22 protein-coding genes are annotated in these 25,299 nt (G+C 55.8%); 18 read left to right on the top strand and 4 right to left on the bottom strand.

Features of this window, described 5'->3' with window-relative positions; translation table 11 throughout:
- The first annotated feature begins 26 nt into the window (after nucleotides 1-26).
- The 14 genes from PUZ33_RS16305 (at nucleotide 27) to PUZ33_RS16240 (ending at nucleotide 15,917) form a co-directional block, all read left to right on the top strand.
- Nucleotides 27-2,405: a DMSO/selenate family reductase complex A subunit gene (locus tag PUZ33_RS16305; protein ID WP_252107592.1), complete on the top strand. Its 2,379-nt coding sequence runs from the start codon at nucleotides 27-29 to the stop codon at nucleotides 2,403-2,405.
- On the top strand, nucleotides 2,402-3,031 hold the full coding sequence (locus PUZ33_RS16300) for a DMSO/selenate family reductase complex B subunit (RefSeq protein WP_013098282.1): 630 nt from the start codon (nucleotides 2,402-2,404) through the stop codon (nucleotides 3,029-3,031). Before PUZ33_RS16305 ends, PUZ33_RS16300 begins: the two co-directional genes overlap by 4 nt.
- Complete coding sequence (locus PUZ33_RS16295; RefSeq protein WP_062676708.1) at nucleotides 3,024-3,812, top strand: dimethyl sulfoxide reductase anchor subunit family protein; 789 nt, start codon at nucleotides 3,024-3,026, stop codon at nucleotides 3,810-3,812. The genes PUZ33_RS16300 and PUZ33_RS16295 overlap by 8 nt, the downstream gene beginning before the upstream one ends.
- Entirely contained in the window at nucleotides 3,812-4,687 is an 876-nt protein-coding gene (locus tag PUZ33_RS16290; protein ID WP_058680669.1) for a 4Fe-4S binding protein, read from the top strand. The genes PUZ33_RS16295 and PUZ33_RS16290 overlap by 1 nt, the downstream gene beginning before the upstream one ends.
- Before the next feature lie 124 nt (nucleotides 4,688-4,811).
- Nucleotides 4,812-5,243, top strand: a complete 432-nt coding sequence (gene ndk, locus PUZ33_RS16285; protein WP_003860625.1) for a nucleoside-diphosphate kinase — start codon at nucleotides 4,812-4,814, stop codon at nucleotides 5,241-5,243.
- 169 nt (nucleotides 5,244-5,412) lie between these two features.
- Nucleotides 5,413-6,579, top strand: a complete 1,167-nt coding sequence (locus tag PUZ33_RS16280; RefSeq protein WP_013098279.1) for a bifunctional tRNA (adenosine(37)-C2)-methyltransferase TrmG/ribosomal RNA large subunit methyltransferase RlmN — start codon at nucleotides 5,413-5,415, stop codon at nucleotides 6,577-6,579.
- Nucleotides 6,580-6,870: 291 nt separating this feature from the next.
- Nucleotides 6,871-7,884, top strand: coding sequence for a cytoskeleton protein RodZ (gene rodZ / locus PUZ33_RS16275; protein WP_058680670.1), 1,014 nt, complete (start codon nucleotides 6,871-6,873; stop codon nucleotides 7,882-7,884).
- A 26-nt stretch (nucleotides 7,885-7,910) separates the two neighbouring features.
- Nucleotides 7,911-9,029 (top strand): flavodoxin-dependent (E)-4-hydroxy-3-methylbut-2-enyl-diphosphate synthase, encoded by a 1,119-nt coding sequence (gene ispG, locus PUZ33_RS16270; RefSeq protein WP_058680671.1) that lies wholly within the window; start codon nucleotides 7,911-7,913, stop codon nucleotides 9,027-9,029.
- Between the two features lie 81 nt (nucleotides 9,030-9,110).
- The gene (gene hisS, locus PUZ33_RS16265; protein ID WP_058680674.1) at nucleotides 9,111-10,391 is read left to right on the top strand and encodes a histidine--tRNA ligase; all 1,281 of its coding nucleotides are present in this window, start codon (nucleotides 9,111-9,113) and stop codon (nucleotides 10,389-10,391) included.
- A 13-nt stretch (nucleotides 10,392-10,404) separates the two neighbouring features.
- The gene (locus tag PUZ33_RS16260) at nucleotides 10,405-11,025 is read left to right on the top strand and encodes a YfgM family protein (RefSeq protein ID WP_013098275.1); all 621 of its coding nucleotides are present in this window, start codon (nucleotides 10,405-10,407) and stop codon (nucleotides 11,023-11,025) included.
- Between the two features lie 10 nt (nucleotides 11,026-11,035).
- Nucleotides 11,036-12,214 (top strand): outer membrane protein assembly factor BamB, encoded by a 1,179-nt coding sequence (gene bamB / locus PUZ33_RS16255; protein ID WP_029882244.1) that lies wholly within the window; start codon nucleotides 11,036-11,038, stop codon nucleotides 12,212-12,214.
- 112 nt (nucleotides 12,215-12,326) lie between these two features.
- The gene (gene der / locus PUZ33_RS16250; RefSeq protein WP_029882245.1) at nucleotides 12,327-13,802 is read left to right on the top strand and encodes a ribosome biogenesis GTPase Der; all 1,476 of its coding nucleotides are present in this window, start codon (nucleotides 12,327-12,329) and stop codon (nucleotides 13,800-13,802) included.
- A gap of 296 nt (nucleotides 13,803-14,098) precedes the next feature.
- Nucleotides 14,099-15,643, top strand: a complete 1,545-nt coding sequence (locus PUZ33_RS16245; RefSeq protein ID WP_013098271.1) for a peptide MFS transporter — start codon at nucleotides 14,099-14,101, stop codon at nucleotides 15,641-15,643.
- Between the two features lie 52 nt (nucleotides 15,644-15,695).
- Nucleotides 15,696-15,917 carry a zinc ribbon domain-containing protein gene (locus PUZ33_RS16240; RefSeq protein WP_020690017.1) on the top strand — a complete coding sequence of 74 codons (222 nt, stop codon included), beginning with the start codon at nucleotides 15,696-15,698 and terminating at the stop codon, nucleotides 15,915-15,917.
- Here the strand turns inward: PUZ33_RS16240 and PUZ33_RS16235 are convergent.
- Entirely contained in the window at nucleotides 15,914-16,264 is a 351-nt protein-coding gene (locus tag PUZ33_RS16235; RefSeq protein ID WP_013098269.1) for a protealysin inhibitor emfourin, read from the bottom strand. The two genes, PUZ33_RS16240 and PUZ33_RS16235, sit on opposite strands and share 4 nt — an antisense overlap.
- On the bottom strand, nucleotides 16,265-17,284 hold the full coding sequence (locus PUZ33_RS16230) for a M4 family metallopeptidase (protein WP_023620379.1): 1,020 nt from the start codon (nucleotides 17,282-17,284) through the stop codon (nucleotides 16,265-16,267).
- A gap of 162 nt (nucleotides 17,285-17,446) precedes the next feature.
- Here PUZ33_RS16230 and PUZ33_RS16225 point away from each other — a divergent pair, with 162 nt between their 5' ends.
- Nucleotides 17,447-18,580, top strand: a complete 1,134-nt coding sequence (locus tag PUZ33_RS16225) for an MFS transporter (RefSeq protein WP_058680676.1) — start codon at nucleotides 17,447-17,449, stop codon at nucleotides 18,578-18,580.
- Here PUZ33_RS16225 and xseA read toward each other — a convergent pair whose 3' ends face one another.
- A complete protein-coding gene (gene xseA / locus PUZ33_RS16220) occupies nucleotides 18,581-19,954 on the bottom strand; it encodes an exodeoxyribonuclease VII large subunit (RefSeq protein WP_058680678.1) in 1,374 nt (457 codons plus the stop codon).
- 159 nt (nucleotides 19,955-20,113) lie between these two features.
- On the opposite strand from xseA, the gene guaB reads away from it, so the two are divergent.
- Nucleotides 20,114-21,580, top strand: coding sequence for an IMP dehydrogenase (gene guaB / locus PUZ33_RS16215; protein WP_013098265.1), 1,467 nt, complete (start codon nucleotides 20,114-20,116; stop codon nucleotides 21,578-21,580).
- 67 nt (nucleotides 21,581-21,647) lie between these two features.
- The gene (gene guaA, locus PUZ33_RS16210) at nucleotides 21,648-23,225 is read left to right on the top strand and encodes a glutamine-hydrolyzing GMP synthase (protein ID WP_013098264.1); all 1,578 of its coding nucleotides are present in this window, start codon (nucleotides 21,648-21,650) and stop codon (nucleotides 23,223-23,225) included.
- A gap of 56 nt (nucleotides 23,226-23,281) precedes the next feature.
- Here the strand turns inward: guaA and PUZ33_RS16205 are convergent, their stop codons facing one another.
- A complete protein-coding gene (locus PUZ33_RS16205; RefSeq protein ID WP_008502123.1) occupies nucleotides 23,282-24,112 on the bottom strand; it encodes a MurR/RpiR family transcriptional regulator in 831 nt (276 codons plus the stop codon).
- 292 nt (nucleotides 24,113-24,404) lie between these two features.
- Here PUZ33_RS16205 and PUZ33_RS16200 point away from each other — a divergent pair.
- A partial coding sequence (locus PUZ33_RS16200; RefSeq protein WP_274205346.1) for an aldehyde dehydrogenase family protein occupies nucleotides 24,405-25,299 on the top strand: 895 nt, incomplete at its 3' end.

Genomic DNA, 25,299 nt, shown 5'->3' with positions numbered 1-25,299 from the left:
TGCGTTTTTATTTGAAGGAATGAGCAATGACAAAAATAAAAAGCCAGGGAGACGGCCTTTTACCCGCTGTATCCCGACGTCAGTTTATTCAGGCCGGGTCGGCGCTTGCTGCCCTGCCGTTTGTCGCCCGCGTTGGCAAAGCAGAAGCGAGTGAAGGCACCGCCGCACAAGACGAGCCTGCGGAAAACATTATTCAGACCTGCAGCACATTTGACTGCGGGGGGAAGTGTGATATTCGGGCCCACGTCAACGATGGCGTGGTGACCCGAATTTCTACGCGCCCGGATAATGAGCTGGATCCGCAAATGCCGGTGATGCGCGCCTGCGTTCGTGGCCGGGCTTACCGGAAATTTGTTTACCATCCTGACCGTTTAAAATATCCGATGAAACGCGTGGGTAAGCGCGGTGAAGGAAAATTTGAACGTATTTCGTGGGATGAAGCTACCACGCTTATTGCCGAACGGTTAAAAACGATCACGCAACAATATGGCGCAGCCTCGCGCTATGTTCATGTGGGTACGGCGGTTTCCGGGGGCACCTTTTCCGGGGATAAGATGGTCCGTCGTTTGCTCAACTTAACCGGCGGATACCTTGAAAGCTATCATTCGGTCAGTATGGGCAATACAGCTGCCGCGACGCCTTACACCTACGGCACCGCCGCCAGCGGCAGTTCGCTGGATACACTGCAGGATACCCGGCTGGTGATCCTCTGGGGTCATAACCCAACGGAGACCATTTTTGGTCACAGCAACTACTATTTCCAGAGGATGAAGCAAAACGGCACGCGTTTTATCGTGGTTGATCCACGCTACTCAGATACCGTTTCATCCCTTGCCGATCAATGGATCCCCTTATTACCGACGACCGATAACGCGCTGATGGACGCGATGATGTACGTTATCGTCACGGAAAACCTGCACGATCGCGAATTTATTCAGCGCTATACGCTGGGCTTCGATGAAGCCTCAATGCCTGAAGGTGTGCCCGCCAACGAGTCTCTTGTCGCCTATCTGACCGGTGCGAAAGATGGAGTGGTGAAAACTCCCGAATGGGCAGAGCAAATTACCCATGTGCCAGCGCAGACCATCCGGCAGCTGGCACGCGACTATGCCACAACAAAACCTGCCGCGTTAATTCAGGGCTGGGGTCCACAGCGCCACAACTGCGGCGAACGCACCGCGCGTGGCTCTACGCTGCTGGCAACGCTGACGGGCAATGTTGGCGTAAAAGGTGGGTGGGCTGCAGGATATGGTGGTTGTGCCAACCGGAAATTTGCGGTCGGTCCTGACATGCCGGATAACCCGGTCAAAGCAAAAATATCGGTGATGAACTGGGTTCAGGCCGCTGACGATGTCTCACAGGTCACACCGGATGTCGGCCTGAAGGATGCTGAAAAGCTCGACAGTAATATCCGCATTCTGTTTTCTCTGGCGGGTAACTATCTTGCTAACCAGAACCCCGATCTGCATCAGGCGACACGGGTACTGGAAGACGAGTCGAAAATTCAGTTCATCGTGGCAAGCGATCTCTTCATGACGCCGAGCGCCCGCTATGCCGATCTTCTGTTGCCGGAAACCAGCTTTATGGAACGCTGGAATATCGGTGAAACATGGGGGACCGCAAGCTATCTGATCCTGTCGGAAAAGCTGATCAAACCCGAATTTGAACGCCGTTCAGACTATGACTGGCTGCGCGAAGTAGCCGCTAAGCTGGGTATCGAACCGGCCTTCAGCCAGGGGCGGGATGAAAAGGCGTGGATTGAACACATATGGGAGCAGACACGCCTGGCGATGCCAGAGGAAAACTTGCCTGACTTCGCGACGTTGCAAAAGACGCGGCAACATCTCTTCAAAAGCGCACCGTATGTCGCTTTTGAGGACAATATTCGCGACCCGCAAAATCATCCCTTCCCGACGCCCTCCGGAAAAATTGAGATCTTCTCGAAGCGTCTTTACGACATGCATCACCCGGAAATCCCTGCGCTGTCGCATTACGTGCCAGCCCATGAAGGACCGGAGGATGAACTGGCGAAGACGTTCCTGCTACAGCTCATTACCTGGAAGGGGAAAAACCGCGCCAACTCCATTCAGTATGCCAACCCATGGCTGATTGAGGTTCAGCAGCAAAAGTTATGGATTAACCCACAAGACGCGCAAAAACGCGGTATTGCGCAGGGAGATACCGTGCGTATTCACAATGCACGGGGGATATGTGAAATCCCGGCCGAAGTCACGCCGCGCATCATTCCTGGCGTTGTTGCCATGCAGGCTGGCGCCTGGTGGCAGCCGGACGAGCGGGGCATTGATAAAGGTGGCTGCGCGAACGTGCTCAGCTCCGCCCGCATTACCGCACTTGCGAAAGGGAATTCTCATCAAACCATGCTGGTGGAGGTCGCAAAAGCATGAGTCAGTTTAAACACTACGCGCCGGTGAGCGACAAACAGCTGGGCTTCTATATCGACTCATCCCGCTGCTCGGGCTGCAAGGCCTGCCAGGTGGCGTGCAAAGATAAAAACAACCTTGAACCCGGGCGTCGTTTCCGTCGCGTGTACGAAATCAACGGCGGGAATTTCATCCCAACCGGCCAGGGCGGCGTCAGCAATAACGTTTTTGCCTACACACTTTCTGTCTCCTGCAACCACTGTGCGGATCCTGTCTGCACCAAAAACTGCCCGACCACCGCGATGCATAAGCGTCCGGGTGACGGCATCGTGCGCGTCGATACGGATAAGTGCGTCGGCTGTGGATATTGTGCGTGGTCATGCCCCTATGGCGCGCCGCAGCTCAACGAGCAGACCGGGCAGATGTCCAAATGCGATTTTTGCGTGGATCTGCAGGCGAAAGGCGAACAGCCTGTCTGCGTGGCAACCTGTCCCCTTGAAGCGATCAAATTCGGGCCGATTGATGAACTTCGGGCGAAATACGGTGTGGTCTGTGACGTGAAGGGATTGCCTGATTCCTCCATCACCAAACCGAACCTGGTGATCAAAGCACATCAGGGCGCAGAGAAAGAGGGGACACGTCATGCATGAGTTACCGTTGCTGATTTTTACCCTGTTCCTTCAGGGATCGGTAGGCGTTACGCTCTGGCTGGCGCTCGGAGGCGCGCAGGCTTTGCCGCGTAACGCGCTGCTGCCTGCTGCCGGGGCATTCGTGCTGGCCTGCCTGGGGCTGCTCGCCTCGACGCTGCATATGGGCTACCCGCTCAATGCTCTCAACGCGCTGCGCCACGTATCCAGCTCCTGGCTGAGCCGTGAGATTGTATTTGCCAGCCTTTACCTTGCGGCGCTTGGTCTTGCGACGCTGCTGATGTTCGCGAAAAAACCAGGCTGGAAGCCGCTTCTGGCGGTGGCGGGGCTTGTCGGGCTGGTGGACGTGTTCTGCATGGCGCAGATTTATATCCATACGTCGGTTGTCACCTGGCAGCACATCAACACGCTGGTGCTGTTCATCGGCTCGGTGGGAATCATTGGCTCAGCCTGCGTGGCCGTTGGGGCGCCTTCCCGGATTAACCTGCGCGCGGCGGTTGTGATTATTACGCTGCTGGTGCTTGTGCGTCTGGTGATGCAGCCCGTCTGGCTGGCCGACATTACAGCCATGGACAACACCGTGGTGACATTCCCTCACGCTCCGTTACGGATGCTGGAGCAACTGCGCACGGTGCATCTGCTGAGCTGGTGCGTTTCCGTTGTGGGCATGCTGTGTTTTGCCGCGGGCGGTCTGAAGGCCGCGCGAGGCCCGGTGCTGCTGGGCAGCGCATTACTGATTGTGGGTGAGCTAATGCTGCGCTTCGTTTTCTTCAGTATTGGCTGATGGACGGATTAACGCTTATCCCGGCGATGGACGTGACGCATGCGTGCGTTCGTCGCCGTTTCCGCCATGCCTCCTGCCACGCCTGTGCGGACGCTTGCCCTGTGCAGGCGTTCTCTTTTACGGACTCGGGCGTTCTGATTGATGACAGCCGTTGTATTGAATGCGGTGACTGCCTGTTTGTCTGCCCAGCCGGAGCCATTACCGGCATCGTACCGCGAAAACGCTTTTTGCGTGGAGATGCGCTTGTCGGGCCGTTTACGGAACGCGCACCTGGAGTGAATGAGCTGCTACTGTGGCACGCGCAATACCGCGTTCGTTTTATCAGTATTGAGGTGGAGCACCATCCTGACTGGCTGCTGGCGCTTGCCCGGCTTAATCTTACGCTTCGCCGACGCGGTGAAGCGGCGTGGGCATTTAAGCTCATCCCGCACAACGAGGTGAATCTCGTCCGCCGTGCGCTAATGCACGTTCCCCGCGAGGATGTTCGTGCCTGTCGCGTCATGCCCGGCCTGCGTGAGTTGCGAAGGGCTTTTCCCGCGTTTAGCGAGGCAGAGATCGCTCTCGACGCCGGAAAGTGCGTGCTGTGCGGGGCGTGCTGGCGAAGCTGTCAGGAAAAGGCGATTCGTTTTGAGAACGCCAGTCTGAGGGTGGAAACCGAATATTGCACCGGTTGCGGTGGTTGTGAAGCGGTTTGCCAGCATGCGGCGATAAAAGTGACACAAACAGAGGGAATAGCGAAAACGGTAACCATGCCCGCATATGAGGCCATTTGCCAGACGTGCCGCCGTCGGTTCTGGTCATTTACGCCTGAAGAAAAGCGGTGCCCGCTCTGTTTCCACCATCACTACGGGATGCGAAATCTGTCCTGTTGCTAATCTTCGTCTCATTTTAAAAAAATGTTATGTATAACCATAGGCAATGGCGCTATTGCTCTTTATAATCCGCGCCACACCATACTCAGGTATGCAAAAACAACAGAACATTTTACAGAGGTTATCAATGGCTATTGAACGTACTTTTTCCATCATCAAACCAAACGCGGTGGCAAAAAACGTTATTGGCAGCATCTTCGCTCGCTTTGAATCAGCAGGGTTTAAGATCGTTGGCACCAAAATGCTGCATCTGACCGTTGAGCAGGCTCGCGGTTTCTACGCTGAGCATGAAGGTCGCCCATTCTTTGACGGTCTGGTTGAGTTCATGACCTCTGGCCCGATCGTGGTATCCGTGCTGGAAGGCGAAAATGCGGTACAGCGTCACCGTGACCTGCTGGGTGCAACCAACCCGGATAACGCGCTGGCAGGTACGCTGCGCGCTGACTACGCTGACAGCTTCACCGAGAACGGCACCCACGGTTCTGACTCTGTTGAATCTGCAGCGCGCGAAATCGCTTTCTTCTTCGCAGAAGGCGAAGTGTGTCCACGTACCCGTTAATTTAACGGTTTCGTTTACACATTATTTTCGTAAATGCCACGTGCAAACGTGGCATCCCTGCGCCAGACTTTGTACAATGCAACGCCCCGGACGAGCAGAACGCTTTCCGGGGCGTTTCTTTTCAACCCTCCATGGGCCATAACGTGTAACAACGAGGCCGGAAAATATTATGTCTGAATTAGTGAATACCTCCGAAGTCGCCACGCCTGCGGTTCCAAATAAAAATGGAAAAATTAACCTGCTGGATCTGAACCGTCAGCAGATGCGCGAGTTCTTTAAAGAGTTGGGCGAGAAGCCGTTTCGTGCCGATCAGGTCATGAAATGGATGTACCACTATTGCAGCGACAACTTTGATGACATGACTGACATCAACAAAGTGCTGCGCAACAAGCTCAAAGAAGTGGCTGAAATCCGCGCACCGGAAGTGGTGGAAGAACAACGCTCTTCAGATGGCACCATCAAATGGGCGATTGCCGTTGGCGATCAGCGTGTTGAAACCGTGTATATCCCGGAAGACGATCGCGCCACGCTGTGCGTCTCTTCTCAGGTTGGCTGTGCGCTGGAGTGCAAATTCTGCTCAACCGCGCAGCAAGGTTTTAACCGTAACCTGCGTGTATCGGAAATCATTGGCCAGGTCTGGCGTGCCGCGAAAATCGTTGGCGCGGCGAAAGTGACCGGAACCCGCCCAATTACCAACGTGGTGATGATGGGGATGGGTGAACCGCTGCTGAACCTGACTAACGTGGTTCCGGCAATGGAAATCATGCTGGACGATTTCGGTTTTGGCCTCTCCAAACGTCGCGTGACGCTCTCTACATCAGGCGTGGTTCCGGCTCTGGATAAGCTGGGCGACATGATTGATGTGGCGCTGGCCATCTCTCTGCATGCGCCAAACGATGAAATCCGCGACGAAATTGTGCCGATCAACAAAAAGTACAATATCGAAACCTTCCTTGCGGCGGTGCGTCGCTACCTGGAAAAATCCAACGCCAACCAGGGCCGCGTAACCATCGAGTACGTGATGCTCGACCACGTGAACGACGGTACCGAGCATGCGCATGAACTGGCTGCACTGCTGAAAGATACGCCGTGCAAAATTAACCTGATCCCATGGAACCCGTTCCCGGGAGCGCCGTATGGCCGCAGCTCGAACAGCCGTATCGACCGTTTCTCGAAGGTGTTGATGGAGTACGGTTTCACCACCATCGTGCGTAAAACCCGTGGTGATGATATCGATGCCGCATGCGGTCAGCTGGCGGGTGATGTGATTGACCGAACCAAACGTACCCTGCGTAAACGCATGCAGGGCGAGACGATTGCGGTCAAAGCTGTTTGATTATTATGCAATCACGGCGCATTATTGCGCCGTGAAGCATAATCTTACTGAATAATCAGTCAGATTCGTGATGACTGAGTAATAATTACGGTGCGTTTCATACGACTTTCGGGCAGTATGTAACGACGTAACAACAGTTTAGCTTCACGGGCAGGGCGCACTGTCATCTCCGGGCTGACAGTCTTATACTGACTGTTCAAGGTTAACTGACCAGAAGTTTCGCGGTGCGGGTGGCATTGTGACTCACCGGCACCTGAACCCTTATTTTTCACGTACCAGTAGTTGTAGCGAATGAATACTGAAGCCACTCACGACCAACATGAAGCACTCTCCACTGGCGTTCGTCTTCGCAACGCCCGTGAACAACTCGGACTCAGCCAGCAAGCCGTTGCAGAACGCTTGTGCCTGAAGGTTTCCACGGTTCGCGATATTGAAGAAGATAAGGCACCTGCCGATCTGGCTTCAACATTCTTGCGCGGGTATATCCGCTCTTACGCAAAACTGGTGCACATCCCCGAAGACGAATTACTGCCAATGATGGAGAAGCAGGCACCGGTTCGTGCAGCCAAAGTTGCACCGATGCAGAGCTTCTCTTTGGGCAAACGTCGTAAAAAACGTGATGGCTGGCTGATGAGCTTCACCTGGCTGGTGCTGTTTGTGGTGGTCGGTCTGACCGGCGCATGGTGGTGGCAAAACCACAAGGCGCAGCAGGAAGAGATCACCACGATGGCCGATCAATCCTCCGCCGAACTTAACCAGGCCGGAAACGGTAACGCGCAGAGCGTTCCACTGAGCACCGAAAGCGCGGCAACGACCAGCGAACCACAAACCGCGACGACCGATACGCCAGCTACCGACGCTGCGCAGACCCCAGCGGCAACGGCTAACACGCCAGCGCCTCAGACGCAGGCTCCAGCGCAGGATCAAAACGCGGTGGTTGCACCTTCTCAGGCTTCTGTGGATACCGCAACGAACGCACCGGCGGCGAACACCGCTGCCCCCCTGCCGACCGATCAGGCCGGTGTCGCAACGCCCGCGGTTGACCCTAACGCGCTGGTGATGAATTTCACTGCTGACTGCTGGTTAGAAGTCACTGACGCAACAGGTAAAAAACTGTTCAGCGGCCTGCAGCGTAAAGATGGCACGTTAAACCTAACCGGTCAGGCACCGTATAAACTTAAAATCGGCGCTCCGGCAGCGGTACAGATCCAGTATCAAGGAAAACCTGTCGATCTGAGCCGCTTTATCAGAACTAACCAGGTTGCACGTCTTACCGTTAATGCCGAACAATCAGCAGCACAGTAACAGACGGGCTACGCGGGAGATTTTTCATGCATAACCAGGCTCCGATTCAACGTAGAAAATCAAAACGGATTTACGTTGGGAATGTGCCAATCGGCGATGGGGCGCCTATCGCCGTCCAGTCGATGACCAATACGCGCACCACGGATGTGGAAGCGACGGTCAACCAAATCAAAGCCTTAGAACGCGTAGGCGCGGACATTGTTCGCGTCTCCGTGCCAACCATGGACGCCGCAGAGGCGTTCAAACTGATCAAACAGCAGGTCAGTGTGCCGCTGGTTGCAGACATCCACTTCGACTACCGCATTGCGCTTAAAGTTGCCGAATACGGCGTCGACTGCCTGCGTATTAACCCAGGCAACATCGGTAACGAAGAGCGTATCCGCATGGTGGTGGACTGCGCACGCGATAAGAACATCCCCATCCGTATCGGCGTGAACGCCGGTTCTCTGGAAAAAGATCTGCAGGAAAAGTACGGCGAACCCACGCCGCAGGCGCTGCTTGAATCCGCCATGCGTCACGTTGATCATCTGGATCGTCTTAACTTCGATCAGTTCAAGGTCAGCGTAAAAGCCTCCGATGTCTTCCTGGCGGTAGAGTCCTATCGTCTGCTGGCGAAGCAGATCGAGCAGCCCCTGCACCTTGGGATCACCGAAGCGGGTGGCCTGCGCAGTGGCTCTGTCAAATCAGCCATCGGCCTGGGTCTGCTGCTCTCGGAAGGGATCGGCGACACCCTGCGCGTTTCGCTGGCGGCCGATCCGGTCGAAGAGATCAAAGTTGGCTTCGACATTCTGAAATCACTGCGTATCCGCGCACGTGGGATCAACTTCATTGCCTGTCCAACCTGTTCACGTCAGGAGTTTGACGTCATCGGAACCGTGAATGCCCTGGAGCAACGTCTTGAAGACATCATCACCCCAATGGACGTCTCCATCATCGGTTGTGTGGTGAATGGCCCGGGTGAAGCGCTGGTGTCAACGCTGGGCGTCACCGGCGGTAACAACAAAAGTGGTCTCTATGAAGATGGCGTTCGTAAAGATCGTCTGGATAATAGTGATATGATCGACCAGCTTGAAGCGCGCATTCGTGCCAAAGCGTCGATGATGGACGAAGCGCAGCGCATCAGCGTTCAGCAGGTTGAAAAATAACGTGATGGGAAGCGAAGTGCTTCCCATGTATGATTGAACCCATTCTTTGGGTTCTTTTTTGTATATAGAAAGAGAATAAACGTGGCAAAAAACATTCAAGCCATCCGCGGCATGAACGATTATCTGCCTGGCGAAACCGCCATCTGGCAGCGCATTGAAGGCACACTGAAACAGGTGCTCGGCAGCTACGGTTACAGCGAAATCCGTTTGCCGATTGTAGAGCAGACCCCGTTATTCAAACGCGCGATCGGCGAAGTGACCGACGTGGTTGAAAAAGAGATGTACACCTTTGAGGACCGCAACGGCGACAGCCTGACGCTGCGTCCTGAAGGTACGGCGGGCTGCGTACGCGCCGGCATCGAACATGGTCTCCTGTACAATCAGGAGCAGCGCCTGTGGTATATCGGCCCGATGTTCCGCCACGAACGTCCGCAGAAAGGTCGTTATCGCCAGTTCAACCAGCTGGGTGTGGAAGTGTTTGGCCTGCAAGGCCCCGACATTGACGCTGAGCTGATCATGCTGACCGCCCGCTGGTGGCGTGCGCTGGGCATCTCCGAGCACGTCTCTCTGGAGCTGAACTCTATCGGCTCTCTGGAAGCGCGTGCTAACTACCGCGATGCGCTGGTGGCGTTCCTTGAAGAGCACAAAGAGAAGCTGGACGAAGACTGCAAACGTCGCATGTACAGCAACCCGCTGCGCGTGCTTGATTCCAAAAATCCGGACGTGCAGGCGCTGCTGAACGATGCGCCTGCATTAGGCGATTACCTGGACGACGAGTCTCGCGAACACTTTGCTGGTCTTTGCAAACTGCTCGAAGCAGCAGGCATTGCCTATACCGTTAATCAGCGCCTGGTGCGCGGTCTGGACTACTATAACCGTACCGTGTTTGAGTGGGTTACCACCAGCCTCGGTTCGCAGGGCACCGTGTGTGCTGGCGGCCGTTATGACGGTCTGGTTGAGCAGCTTGGCGGCCGTGCCGCGCCTGCGGTTGGCTTCGCAATGGGCCTTGAGCGACTTGTTTTGCTGGTTCAGGCAGTTAATCCGGAATTTAAAGCAGATTCCGTTGTCGATATATACCTGGTGGCCTCAGGCGCGGAAACGCAGTCTGCGGCGATGCAGCTTGCTGAACACATCCGTGACCAGTTACCAGATGTTAAGCTGATGGTGAACCACGGTGGCGGTAATATGAAAAAGCAAATTGCCCGTGCTAACAAAAGAAAAGCTCGCATTGCTCTAATCATTGATGATTTCGAATTTGGCATGGGAATGGTCGGCGTTAAGGATTTGGATACAGGTGAACAAGTCAATGTCAGTCAACTATTTGTAACAGAGCATCTGCGCAAATTACTGGCACTGGACTGAGGAGAAGGACTGCGTGGAAATTTACGAGAACGAACACGACCAGGTCGACGCGATCAAACGCTTCTTTGCTGAAAACGGCAAAGCGCTGGTTGTTGGGGTTATTTTAGGTGTAGGTGCATTGATTGGCTGGCGCTACTGGAACAATCATCAGGCGGATTCCGCGCGCGGCGCGTCTCTGTCCTATGAAAATACCGTGAGCGCCATTCGTGCCGATCAGCCGCAAACGCTGACGGCAGCAGAGAAATTTGCCGCTGACAACAAAAACACCTACGGTGCGCTGGCCGCGCTGGAAGTGGCTCAGCAGTACATCGACAAGAACGAACTGGATAAAGCGGCTGCCCAGCTGTCGCAGGGGCTTGCGGCCGCCAGCGATGACAACCTGAAAGCGGTTATCAATCTGCGCCTGGCCCGTATCCAGGTTCAGCAGAAAAAAGCTGATGAAGCGCTGAAAACGCTCGATACCATCAAAGGCGAAGGTTTTGCTGCCATCGTTGCCGATCTGCGCGGTGAAGCACTGCTGAGCAAAGGTGATAAAGCGGGCGCGCGTAAAGCGTGGCAAGCTGGTGTAGATAGCAATGCATCCCCTGCGCTGAGCGAAATGATGCAGATGAAAATAAATAATTTGTCCGTCTGAGAGGGACCCGATGCAATTGCGTAAATTACTTCTGCCAGGACTGCTTTCTGTTACGTTATTGAGTGGCTGTTCACTGTTCAGTGGCGAAGAAGACGTTGTGAAAATGTCCCCGCTGCCGACGGTTGAAAACCAGTTTACCCCGTCAACCGCGTGGAGTACTTCCGTGGGGGATGGAATTGGTGATTTCTATTCCAACCTGCACCCGGCTTTTGCTGACAGCGTTATCTATGCGGCTGACCGTAAAGGTACCGTAAAAGCGCTTAACGCCGATGACGGAAAAGAAGTGTGGTCCGTTAACCTGGCGGAAAAAGACGGCTGGTTCTCCCGTAAACCTGCACTGCTGTCTGGCGGCCTGACCGTTGCCGGCGGTCACGTATATGTGGGAAGCGAAAAAGCACAGGTCTATGCCCTGAACACCAGCGACGGTTCTGTTGCCTGGCAAACCACGGTTGCCGGTGAGTCTCTGTCTCGTCCGGTGGTGAGCGACGGCCTGGTGCTGATCCACACCAGCAACGGCCAGCTACAGGCGCTGAACGAAGCCGATGGTCTGGTGAAATGGACCGTCAACCTGGATATGCCATCACTCTCCCTGCGCGGCGAATCTGCCCCGGCGACAGCCTTTGGTGCTGCCATTGTGGGTGGTGATAACGGTCGTGTGAGCGCGGTGCTGATGCAGCAAGGTCAGATGATCTGGCAGCAGCGTATTTCTCAGGCGACGGGGTCAACTGAAATCGACCGTCTGAACGACGTCGACACGACGCCTGTTATCGTCAACGGTGTGGTTTATGCGCTGGCGTATAACGGCAACCTGACCGCGCTCGATCTGCGCAGTGGCCAGATCATGTGGAAACGTGAACTGGGCTCAGTGAATGATTTCATTGTTGATGGTAACCGTATCTATATGGTTGACCAGAACGACCGTCTGCTGGCGCTGAGCACCGATGGCGGCGTGACGCTGTGGACGCAAAGCGATCTGCTGCACCGTCTGCTGACCGCACCGGCGCTGTATAACGGTAGCCTGGTGGTGGGTGATAGCGAAGGCTACATGCACTGGATCGATCCGGAGACGGGCCGCTTTACTGCGCAGCAAAAAGTCGACAGCTCTGGCTTCCTCACCGACCCGGTTGTGGCTGACGGCAAACTGCTGATTCAGGCAAAAGACGGCACGCTGTACGCGATCACGCGTTAATTACCCGGCGGTTGTAGTATACTAAACGGCTCCTGTTCACTCAGGAGCCGTTTTGACATTTTTAAAAACGCTGCGAAAGCGACGTTATTTTGAATTTTATGAGGCTTCAAACATGGTACCTGTGGTCGCGCTTGTCGGGCGCCCTAACGTTGGAAAATCCACTCTTTTTAACCGTTTAACACGCACCCGTGATGCGCTGGTTGCGGATTTCCCGGGTCTGACGCGTGACCGTAAGTACGGTCGTGCAGAGGTGGAAGGACGCGAGTTCATCTGTATCGATACCGGTGGTATCGACGGGACAGAAGACGGCGTTGAAACCCGCATGGCGGAGCAGTCTCTGCTGGCCATCGAAGAGGCAGACGTCGTGTTGTTTATGGTGGATGCCCGTGCTGGCCTGATGCCTGCGGATTCCGCCATTGCTAAACATCTGCGTTCGCGTGAAAAACCGACCTTCCTGGTGGCGAACAAAACTGACGGTATCGATGCCGATCAGGCGATCGCCGATTTCTGGTCTTTAGGTCTGGGTGACATCTACCCGATCGCCGCATCGCATGGCCGTGGCGTGACCAGCCTGCTGGAAACCGTTCTGCTGCCGTGGGTTGACGAAGTGAACCCACCGGAAGAGGTGGACGAAGACGCGGCATACTGGGCGCAGTTCGAAGACGGTGAAGAAGGCGAAGAAGAAGAGCCTGAAGAGACATTCAACCCGCAGGATCTGCCGATTAAGCTGGCCATTGTGGGGCGTCCAAACGTAGGTAAGTCTACGCTCACTAACCGTATTCTGGGCGAAGAGCGTGTGGTGGTATACGACATGCCGGGCACCACCCGCGACAGCATCTACATCCCGATGGAGCGTGATGAGCGTGAGTATGTGCTCATCGACACCGCGGGCGTGCGTAAGCGCGGAAAAATCACCGATGTGGTGGAGAAATTCTCCGTCATCAAAACCCTGCAGGCGATTGAAGATGCCAACGTTGTGCTGCTGGTTATCGACGCGCGTGAAGGTATCTCCGATCAGGACTTGTCGCTGCTCGGCTTTATCCTCAATAGTGGGCGCTCACTGGTTATCGTGGTGAACAAATGGGATGGCCTGAGCAATGAAGTTCGTGAGCAGGTGAAAGAGACGCTGGACTTCCGTCTGGGCTTCATCGACTTTGCTCGCGTGCACTTTATCTCTGCGCTGCACGGCAGCGGTGTGGGTAACCTGTTCGACTCCGTGCGTGAAGCATATGACAGCTCCACCCGTCGTCAGAGCACCGCTATGCTGACCCGCATCATGAACATGGCAGCAGAAGACCATCAGCCGCCGCTGGTACGTGGCCGTCGCGTGAAGCTGAAATACGCCCACGCCGGTGGTTATAACCCGCCAATCGTAGTGATTCATGGCAACCAGGTGAAAGACCTGCCGGATTCCTACAAGCGTTATCTGATGAACTACTTCCGTAAATCGCTGGACGTGATGGGCACCCCTATCCGTATCCAGTTCAAGGAAGGGGATAACCCGTTTGCTAACAAGCGTAACACCCTGACGCCAAACCAGATGCGTAAGCGTAAGCGTTTGATTAAGCACATTAAGAAAAGCAAATAAGCTTTGCGATCTTACGAAAACCCGCGCCTGTCGCGGGTTTTTTTCGCCCATACAAAACGCCTGCCTTCCTTGTGTGAAGTCAATCACTATTCGCTTTTAACCATGTTTAAATCTAAGAAAGTAGACAATCGTCGAATTTTCATCTTAAAGTCCAGGGTCAGGTACTAGACAAAACTAGCGCCTGGTTATCAAATGGTTAACTCATTTTTCGCCGCATGTAAAAAATCGGTCAGATACGTAACTGGCCGGCGTACGCGCGGTGCTTTCAGCACAACGACATACCTTTCGGGAGAATTATGCAATCCTCTGTTAATCAAAAAGAAAGCCGAACGTTCTTCGGCCATCCTTATCCGCTCGGTTCGCTGTTCTTTACCGAGATGTGGGAGCGTTTCTCGTTTTACGGCATTCGTCCGTTACTGATCCTCTTTATGGCCGCCACCGTCTATGACGGCGGCATGGGGCTGGCGCGTGAAAACGCCTCGGCGATTGTCGGTATCTTCGCCGGTACCATGTACCTGGCCGCGCTGCCGGGTGGCTGGCTGGCCGATAACTGGCTCGGCCAGCAGCGAGCCGTCTGGTACGGTTCGATTCTGATTGCGCTCGGCCACCTGTCGATTGCGCTCTCGGCGGTGATGGGGAACAACCTGTTCTTTATCGGCCTGATGTTTATTGTGCTGGGATCGGGCCTGTTCAAGACCTGTATCTCCGTGATGGTCGGCACCCTGTATAAAAAAGGCGATGCGCGTCGTGACGGCGGATTCTCGCTGTTCTATATGGGCATCAACATGGGCTCGTTCATTGCGCCGCTGATTTCTGGCTGGTTGATTAAAACCCACGGCTGGCACTGGGGCTTTGGTATTGGCGGCATCGGGATGCTGGTGGCGCTGATTATCTTCCGCGTGTTTGCTGTCCCGTCCATGAAGCGCTACGACAGCGAAGTGGGCCTCGATTCCACCTGGAACAGCCCGGTGGTCAAACGCAACGGCGTGGGCGCGTGGCTGCTGGCGCTGGCGGTTGGGGTGGCGGTTCTCGTCACGCTGATCGCCCAGGGGGTCATTGTGATTAACCCGGTCGCGGTGGCCAGTATGCTGGTCTATGTGATTGCGGCATCCGTTGCGCTCTACTTTATTTATCTGTTCATCTTCGCGGGCCTGACCCGTAAAGAGCGCGCCAGACTGCTGGTCTGCTTTATCCTGCTGGTTTCCGCTGCGTTCTTCTGGTCCGCGTTTGAACAGAAACCGACTTCCTTTAACCTGTTTGCCAACGACTACACCAATCGCATGATCGGTGATTTCGAAATTCCGGCCGTATGGTTCCAGTCGATCAACGCCCTGTTCATCATTCTGCTGGCGCCGGTATTCAGCTGGGCGTGGCCGAAGCTTGCCACCATGAACATTCGCCCGAGCAGTATCACCAAGTTTGTTATTGGTATTCTCTGTGCGGCGGCGGGCTTTGGCCTGATGATGCTGGCGGCGCAGAATGTGCTGAGCAACGGCGGGGCAGGCGTTTCGCCGTTCTGGCTGGTAGGCAGTATTTTGATGCTGACGCTGGGTGAGCTGTGTCTGAGCCCGATTGGTCTGGCTACCATGACCCTGCTGGCACCAGAAAGAATGCGCGGCCAGATGATGGGGCTGTGGTTCTGCGCAAGTGCGTTGGGTAACCTGGCTGCCGGTCTGATTGGCGGCCACGTGAAGGCCGACCAGCTGGATATGCTGCCGGATCTCTTCGCGCGTTGCTCCATCGCGCTGCTGATTTGTGCTGCGGTACTGATCGTTCTCATTGTGCCGGTTCGTCGCATGCTGGAAAATGCCCGGACGAAACCTGCCACTGAGGCGGTATAATCGATCCGCCGGGGCGACCGCTTCGCCCCGGCAACCTGCTTAAGGAGTTACTATGTCGATCGCCTGTCCAACCTGCCATGCCGAGCTGGAGCCGCAAAACGGCGTGGCTTACTGCGAACACTGTCACAAAGATATTGCGCTCGAAGCCCGCTGCCCGGAGTGCCATCAGCCACTCCAGGTATTAAAGGCCTGCGGTGCGGTGGACTATTTCTGCCAGAACGGCCACGGCCTGATCTCTAAAAAACGCGTGGAGTTCGTCCCTGTCGGGGCTTAATCACACACGCAGCCTTCGCCTTTCTGCCAGAGTTCAACCAGCGATTCGGGCGCTTCCTGCTCCGGTACCAGCACAATAATATCGGTATACTGCGCTTCGTTGTGCCGGGTCCAGAAGATCTGGATACGAAAATAACGCTGGTCACCGCTGCCTGGTGACGACGTCTGACCAGGCGGTTGCCCACGCGGAATGGCTTGCTCCAGAATACTCACCACACGCTGACGCTGCGCCTCATTGAGAGATGAGAGCGTGATGGTGCGCTGGCCGCTCAGCCTGGGAATAAAAGCGACGCCGCCTTCCCGGGCCAGCTCAACCACGGCGTCATCCGTCAGTTCCGGAACCTGCATTTACAGCACTCCCACCTGTTCCCAGGCTTGTCTTATTGCCGCCCCAACGTCGCTGCCCGAGCGCTTTTCGCCGTGGGCTATCGTCAGTTTTGCGAAGGCATCAAAATCCGCATCTTGTGGCAGATTGCGATCGCAAACTGTGTCGTACCAGGCATAACCCGCTTTTTCCCAGGCATAGCCGCCGATTGCCGTTGCGGCCAGATAAAACGCCCGGTTGGGAATGCCGGAGTTAAGATGGACGCCGCCGTTATCTTCACGCGTTTTGATGAAATCCTTCATGTGCGCCGGTTGCGGATCTTTACCGAGCAGAGGATCGTCATAGGCGGTGCCCGGCTCCGACATGGAGCGCAGTCCTTTGCCGTTAATCCCTTTCGCCAGCAGACCTTCGCCAATCAGCCAGTCGGCCTGGTCGGCGGTTTGCTTCAGGTGATACTGTTTAACCAGCGAGCCAAACACGTCCGACAGGGACTCATTCAGCGCACCCGATTGTTCAAAATAGATCAGCCCGGCTTCGGTCTCGGTAACGCCATGGCTGAGTTCGTGCGCCACAACGTCGATGGCAATGGTAAAACGGTTAAATATTTCCCCGTCGCCATCGCCAAAGACCATCTGCTGACCGTTCCAGAAGGCGTTCTGGTATTCCCGGCCATAATGCACGGTGCCGGTGAGGATCAGCCCTTTATTATCGAGCGAGTCACGCTGGTATTCTTTCCAGAAGAAATCGTGGGTGATGCCTAAATAGTCATAGGCTTCATCGACGGCCACATCCCCATTGGACGGCTGGCCTTCATAGCGCACCTGCGTGCCTGGCAGCTCCTGGGTCTGTTTCGCATCGTAGATATCACGCTCCAACTGTCCGGCTTTGCTCACGTGCGGCGCGGCTGGTTTACCGGGCATGTGGGCCATTAGCGTCTGGACATGGGTTAAAGTCTGGCGGGCGCAGCGCTGCTGCGGCTCAGAACCGCTTTCGATAATACGACGAAGAATATAGGGGGGGATCACGCTGTGAATTCGGGTCATGCAACTCTCCTGTTTTCTGGCAATGCCGAAAAAAGAATCTTCTTAAGTGTAAAACATTAAACCGGTGCTGGTTGTAAGTCGGACAATTCGTCTCCTTAAAAACTGGCGCAACGCTTCACCACCGTTTAGGTTTTTTAAACGGCATTAAGTAAGAGGAGCGTAATGAACAGACAGACTTCGCTGAGCATAACCGGGTTTTCAATCATCGCGGTGACCTATGGTATGGCAAGGTTTTCGTGGGGCCTGATGCTGCCTGATATCCGCCAGGCTATCCCTTTCACCCCGCAGGTGGCGGGGTTTATAGCCTCCTGTAGTTATGCGGCGTATTGCATGTCGATATTTATGGCCTCATACCTTATTGCGCGCGTTGGGCCTCGTTTGCCCGCCTTGCTGGCGGCCATCGCCGCCGCCGCGGGGTTGTTCATTCTCGCGACTTCGGCACATTCAACGATGCTGGCGACAGGTTTATTTATTGCCGGGCTGAGCTCGGGCCTGGCCTCACCGGCCCTTGCCGGGGCGGTTAATGACAGGATCGCCCCTGACCGTCAGCTCCATGTGAATACCACCATCAATGCCGGAACGAGCGGTGGGATCATTCTCTCGGTGCCCGTTCTGTTTTTCATGCCCGGGGGCTGGCGGGCAGCCTGTGTTGTGTTCGCTATTATGGCGCTGCTGTGCCTGCCGGCTTTGTGGCGGTATCTGCCGTCATCTGCGGCGAAATCCCGTGAGTCAACGCCAAAGGTGCTATCTATCGTACGCAAACCCGGCATGTTTCGGCTGCTGGGGATTGCCTTTATCAGCGGTATGGCCAGCGCCGCATGGTGGAGCTTTGGCCCGGAAATACTTATGCGTCACACGGAGCTGGATAGCGCAGCGACCAATGTTCTCTGGCTGATAAGCGGCGGGGCGGGGATTGTTGCCATATTTACCGGAAGTATGGCAAGGCGTATCGGCATGCGGGGGGTCTATCGTTTATCCCAGATCTTCATGGCCATTTCTCTGGCGGTTCTGACAATAAGCCACGGTTTCTCCTGGTGGCTTATTCCGGCAGTGGCCATGAGCGGCGCGGGGTATGTGATTTTGTCCGGGGTATTGTTGGTGAAGGGGGCAGAGATCGCACATCCTTCACCTGCGGCTGGAGTCAGCCTGGCCTTTCTTATGCTGGCAGGTGGGCAGGTTGTGGGGGCTATCCTTTTTGGCCTGCTTCTGGGGTTAACGAGCGCAGTGGCTGCGCTGGCGATTTTTTCAGGCATGTCCTGGCTGATGCTAGCCGTCACGCCAGAGAGCCATCGCTGATTACGCCTTTTTACGGGCGCGAGGTTTTTTTACCGGCATCACGCCTTTCACTTCGCTTTCCACCCAGCCGTCCGACAGACGGGTGGTCAGCACGTCTCCGGCTTTCACCTGTTTGGTTTGCTTCAGCACTTTGCCGTCAGTGGCGGTGGTAACGCTATAGCCGCGTGCCAGGGTAGAAAGTGGGCTAACCGCTTCAAGATGGGTCACCGCATTGCCAAAGCGTTCGCGGGTGGTGCTAAGTCGTGCCCGGACAGTTTCTGCCAGACGATACTCCAGCTGCTGAATGCGCGTTTGTGCGCGGTAAATTTTCGGCTGCGGGTTTTGCTGATTCAGGCGCTGCGTCACGCGCTGCTGACGCGACATCGCGCGCTTGAGCTGATTATCCAGCGCGAAGTTCATCCGCTGGCGCAGACGCTCCAGCACGGTTTGCTGACGCGCAAGGCGAAGCTGTGGATGCTGCTGCTGCAGGCGGTGATGAAGCTGGGTAAAGCGGCGGGTACGGTTAGCGAGGAAGTAGTCCATCGCCATCTCCAGGCGCTGCTGGCCGTTCTGGATCTGACGCAGCAGCTCCAGCTGATTGCGGCTCACCACTTCCGCCGCAGCAGACGGCGTAGGCGCGCGTAAATCCGCAACGAAATCGGCTATCGTCACATCCGTTTCATGCCCGACCGCGCTCACGATGGGAATAGCACTCGCAAAAATCGCCCGCGCCACGCGCTCGTCGTTGAAGCTCCACAAATCTTCCAGCGAGCCGCCGCCACGCCCAACGATTAATACGTCGCACTCCTGACGCGCGTTCGCCAGCTCAATGGCACGCACAATCTGGCCTGGTGCATCCTCACCCTGAACAGCGGTCGGGTAGATGATAACGGGCAGGGAAGGATCGCGACGCTTGAGGACGTGCAAAATATCGTGCAGCGCGGCACCGGTTTTCGAAGTGATTACCCCAACGCAGTGGGCTGGTGAGGGCAGGGGCTTTTTATACTGCTGGTCGAACAACCCCTCTTGCGAAAGCGCAGCCTTAAGCTGTTCATACTTCTGCTGGAGTAAGCCTTCGCCCGCAGGTTGCATGCTCTCGACGATAATCTGGTAGTCGCCGCGCGGTTCATACAATGTGATATTGGCGCGCACCAGCACCTGCTGGCCATGCTGAGGACGAAACGTCACGCGGCGGTTGCTGTTGCGGAACATGGCGCAGCGCACCTGGGCGGTGTCGTCTTTTAACGTAAAGTACCAGTGGCCGGAAGCGGGCTGCGTGAAGTTAGAGATCTCACCGCTGATCCAGACCTGCCCCATTTCCTGCTCAAGCAGCAAACGCACCGTCTGATTCAGGCGGCTGACAGTATAAATTGAGGGGGATTGAGAGGATAACATGTGAGCGGGATCAAATTCTAAATCAGCAAGTTATTCAGTCGATAGTAACCTGCTGAGAGGTGAGTGCAAGGTTTTTTTATAAAAAAGTGTGGATGCAATCGGTTACGCTCTGTATAATGCCACGGCAATATTTAACCACCCAGGTCAGAGATATTGCCCATGCTACGTATCGCTAAAGAAGCACTGACGTTTGACGACGTCCTCCTCGTTCCCGCTCACTCCACCGTTCTGCCGAATACTGCCGATCTCAGCACGCAGTTGACGAAAACCATTCGCCTGAACATTCCTATGCTCTCTGCGGCAATGGACACCGTGACTGAAGCGCGCCTGGCTATTGCCCTGGCACAGGAAGGTGGCATTGGCTTTATTCACAAAAACATGTCTATCGAGCGTCAGGCTGAAGAAGTTCGCCGCGTGAAGAAGCATGAATCCGGCATCGTATCCGATCCACAGACCGTTCTGCCAACCACCACCCTGCACGAAGTGAAAGCCCTGACCGAACGTAACGGCTTTGCCGGTTACCCGGTGGTGACCGAAGAGAACGAGCTGGTGGGTATCATCACCGGCCGTGACGTGCGTTTCGTGACCGACCTGAACCAGCCGGTTAGCGTATATATGACGCCAAAAGAGCGTCTGGTGACCGTGCGTGAAGGTGAAGCGCGTGATGTCGTCTTCGCAAAAATGCACGAAAAACGCGTTGAGAAAGCGCTGGTTGTGGATGCGAACTTCCACCTGCGCGGTATGATCACCGTTAAAGACTTCCAGAAAGCAGAACGTAAACCTAACGCCTGTAAAGACGAGCATGGCCGTCTGCGCGTAGGCGCTGCGGTTGGCGCAGGTGCCGGTAACGAAGAGCGTGTTGATGCGCTGGTTGCCGCAGGCGTTGACGTGCTGCTGATTGACTCCTCCCACGGCCACTCCGAAGGCGTTCTGCAACGTATTCGCGACACCCGTGCGAAATATCCTGATCTGCAGATCATCGGCGGTAACGTGGCGACGGGCGCAGGTGCTCGCGCGCTGGCTGATGCAGGTTGCAGCGCGGTGAAAGTGGGTATCGGCCCAGGCTCCATCTGTACAACCCGTATCGTGACCGGTGTAGGTGTTCCACAGATCACTGCGGTTTCTGACGCGGTTGAAGCGCTGGAAGGCACCGGTATTCCGGTCATCGCAGACGGCGGTATCCGCTTCTCTGGCGACATCGCTAAAGCGATCGCCGCAGGTGCTTCCGCGGTGATGGTTGGCTCCATGCTGGCAGGGACTGAAGAATCCCCGGGTGAAATCGAACTCTACCAGGGCCGTTCTTACAAATCTTACCGCGGTATGGGCTCTCTGGGCGCGATGTCCAAAGGTTCTTCTGACCGTTACTTCCAGACCGATAACGCCGCTGACAAACTGGTGCCGGAAGGTATCGAAGGGCGCGTTGCCTATAAAGGCCGTCTGAAAGAGATCATTCACCAGCAGATGGGCGGCCTGCGCTCCTGTATGGGTCTGACCGGCTGTGGTACCATTGACCTGCTGCGTACTAAAGCGGAATTCGTACGCATCAGCGGTGCGGGTATCCAGGAGAGCCACGTTCACGACGTGACGATCACCAAAGAGTCCCCGAACTACCGTCTGGGCTCCTGATAAGTTTCCGCGCCCGGCTCATGCCGGGCGCTCTGTTTTTGTTTCACTTGCCTCGGAATTAGCGTCAATGACGGAAAACATTCATAAACATCGCATTCTCATCCTGGACTTTGGTTCTCAGTACACTCAGTTGGTGGCGCGTCGCGTGCGTGAACTGGGCGTTTACTGTGAACTGTGGGCGTGGGATGTCACGGAAGCACAGATTCGCGAATTCAATCCTAGCGGCATTATCCTGTCCGGCGGCCCGGAAAGCACCACCGAAGAGAACAGCCCGCGCGCACCGCAGTACGTGTTCGAAGCGGGTGTGCCGGTATTCGGCGTCTGCTACGGTATGCAGACCATGGCAATGCAGCTGGGCGGCCATGTAGAAGGCTCTAACGAGCGTGAGTTTGGCTATGCACAGGTTGAAGTGGTGAACGACAGCGCGCTGGTGCGCGGTATCGAAGACTCCCTGACCGCAGACGGCAAACCGCTGCTGGACGTGTGGATGAGCCACGGCGATAAAGTGACCGCTATCCCGTCCGACTTCGTGACCGTTGCCAGCACCGAAAGCTGCCCGTTCGCGATTATGGCGAACGAAGAGAAACGCTTCTACGGCGTGCAGTTCCACCCGGAAGTGACCCACACCCGTCAGGGTATGCGCATGCTGGAGCGCTTCGTGCGCGATATCTGCCAGTGTGAAGCGCTGTGGACCCCGGCTAAAATCATCGACGACGCCGTTGAGCGCATCCGTCAGCAGGTTGGCGATGACAAAGTCATTCTCGGCCTGTCCGGTGGCGTTGACTCCTCCGTAACCGCGATGCTGCTGCACCGCGCTATCGGTAAAAACCTGACCTGCGTATTCGTGGACAACGGTCTGCTGCGTCTGAATGAAGCCCAGCAGGTCATGGACATGTTTGGTGACCACTTCGGTCTGAACATCGTTCATGTGGAAGGCGAACAGCGCTTCCTGGACGCGCTGGCCGGTGTCAACGATCCGGAAGCCAAACGTAAGATCATCGGCCGCGTCTTCGTGGAAGTGTTCGACGAAGAAGCGCTGAAGCTGGAAGACGTGAAGTGGCTGGCACAGGGCACAATCTACCCTGACGTGATCGAGTCTGCGGCATCCGCAACCGGTAAAGCACACGTCATCAAATCTCACCACAACGTGGGCGGCCTGCCGAAAGAGATGAAGATGGGTCTGGTTGAACCGCTGCGTGAGCTGTTCAAAGACGAAGTGCGTAAGATCGGTCTGGAACTGGGTCTGCCGTACGACATGCTCTACCGTCACCCGTTCCCGGGGCCGGGTCTGGGCGTGCGTGTGCTGGGCGAAGTGAAGAAAGAGTACTGCGACCTGCTGCGTCGCGCGGATGCTATCTTCATCGAAGAGTTGCACAAAGCTGACCTGTATAACAAAGTGAGTCAGGCGTTCACCGTGTTCCTACCAGTTCGCTCCGTCGGCGTTATGGGCGATGGCCGTAAGTACGACTGGGTTGTTTCCCTGCGTGCGGTGGAAACCATCGACTTCATGACCGCGCACTGGGCGCACCTGCCGTATGACTTCCTGGGCCGTGTGTCTAACCGCATCATCAACGAAGTGAACGGTATTTCCCGCGTGGTGTATGACATCAGCGGTAAGCCACCGGCTACGATTGAGTGGGAATAATCCCCCTCTGAGTTAACACCAAAACCCTCTGCCTGCGCAGGGGGTTTTTTATTTCCTTACTTCCCTTCACCCAACCTATACGCCAGCGCCACCACCAGCGACTGCACCAGGCACAGCGTTGCCGACTGAGATCGAAACGCATCCACCTGCGCCTCTTTCACCACAAAGCAGAGATCGCTAAATGTCGCCAGCGGGCTAATCTGGCTGTCCGTAATCACAATCTGCCGCGCGCCGACGCTGGCGGCGGTTTCGCTGACCATCACCGTCTCTTCCGCGTACGGCGAGAAGCTGATCGACACCACAATGTCGCGCGCCTTAATGCGGCTGATCTGCTCACGCAGCATACCGCCCATGCCGTCGAGCAGAATTGGGCGGCACTCCAGGTGGCTTAAAGCATAGGTGAGATAAGCAGCGACGCTAAAGGAGCGGCGCAGTCCGGCGATGTAGATGGTGTCCGCGTCGGCCAGAAGCTGTACGGCGCGCTCCAGCATCTCCGGTTCGGCGCGGGCGGCCAACTGCTGCAGCGCCTGCGCGTTCGAGCGGGCAAACTCCTGCAAAATATCGAGCGGCGTTTCCGGCACGGCTTCGCTCTCCATTTCGCGGAACAGCCGCGCGCGATCGCTGTAGCTGGCGGTCTCCTCCACCAGGTTCATACGAAACAGCTGTTTCATCTCGTTGAAGCCGGTAAAGTCAAAGGCATTGGCAAAACGGATCAGCGTCGAGGGCGGCACATCGGCACGCTCGGCAATGACCGCAACCGTATCAAACGCCACACTGTTCGTATTATCCAGTACATAGCGGGAGACCTGCTGCAGCCTCTTGCTCAGGCTATCGTAGCGATCGCGGATTTGCTGCTGCAGTTCGTTCAGGCTGGTTGCTGTCGTCATGTTATCCCCCAAATACAGTCTTATGATTCTAAACGCAAAACCGCGTCTTTTAAATGTTGGCCATCCATCTGGCAGCAAAAATGAAACAGAAACTTCACTCATTTCATCGCCTGAAAATCCTTAATAGCGCACGCTGCGTCAGTGTTGTTGCCTGTTAACATAAAAATCCATCCTTGATCACAATAATCATCATTTATTTTATTTCAACTTAAAATGGAATATTTGTTTCATATATAGTGTTCAGTACACAGTGTTCAGGTAACAGTCACGTATCAACAGCGAGAGGTTAAGGATGGAGACGGTAGCGAATTTTATTCACGGCGAATGTGTCACCGGTTCAGGCCAGCGCGTTCAGGCGATCTTCAACCCGGCCACCGGCGAGCAGATCCGTCAGGTGGTGATGAGTACGGCACAGGAAACGGAGCAGGCGATTGCCGCCGCGCAGCAGGCGTTTCCGGCGTGGGCGCGTCATTCTCCGCTTAAGCGCGCGCGTGTGATGTTCCGCTTCAAAGCGCTGCTGGAAGAGAATATGGAACGTCTGGCCCGTCTTATCAGCGAAGAGCACGGTAAGGTCTTCTCCGACGCGGTAGGCGAGCTGACCCGTGGCCTGGAAGTGGTGGAGTTCGCCTGTGGCATCCCGCATCTGCAAAAGGGTGAACACTCTGCCAACGTGGGCACCGGTGTGGACAGCCACTCGCTGATGCAGCCGCTCGGCGTCTGCGCCGGGATCACGCCGTTTAACTTCCCGGCGATGGTGCCGATGTGGATGTTCCCGATTGCGCTGGCGACCGGCAATACCTTCGTGCTGAAACCATCAGAAAAAGATCCCTCTCTGGCGCTCGCGCTGGCAAAACTGCTGAAAGAGGCCGGCCTGCCGGACGGCGTGTTTAACGTGGTGCAGGGGGATAAAGAATCCGTTGATGTGCTATTGACCGACCCGCGCGTGCAGGCCGTGAGCTTTGTTGGCTCTACGCCGATTGCGGAATATATCTACCAGACCGCGTCCGCCCACGGCAAACGCTGTCAGGCGCTGGGTGGGGCGAAAAACCACTGCATTTTAATGCCGGATGCCGACATGGAGATGGCAACCAACGCCATTATGGGCGCGGCCTACGGCGCGGCGGGGGAACGCTGTATGGCGCTTTCTGTGGTACTGGCGGGGGGGGGGAAAAACCCCGGAGGACCCC

Origin of the sequence: Enterobacter cloacae complex sp. 2022EL-00981 (assembly GCF_028737495.1) — a bacterium.
In the GTDB taxonomy this organism is placed as follows: Bacteria; Pseudomonadota; Gammaproteobacteria; order Enterobacterales; family Enterobacteriaceae; genus Enterobacter; species Enterobacter cloacae.
This window is presented reverse-complemented; position numbering and strand designations above follow the sequence as displayed.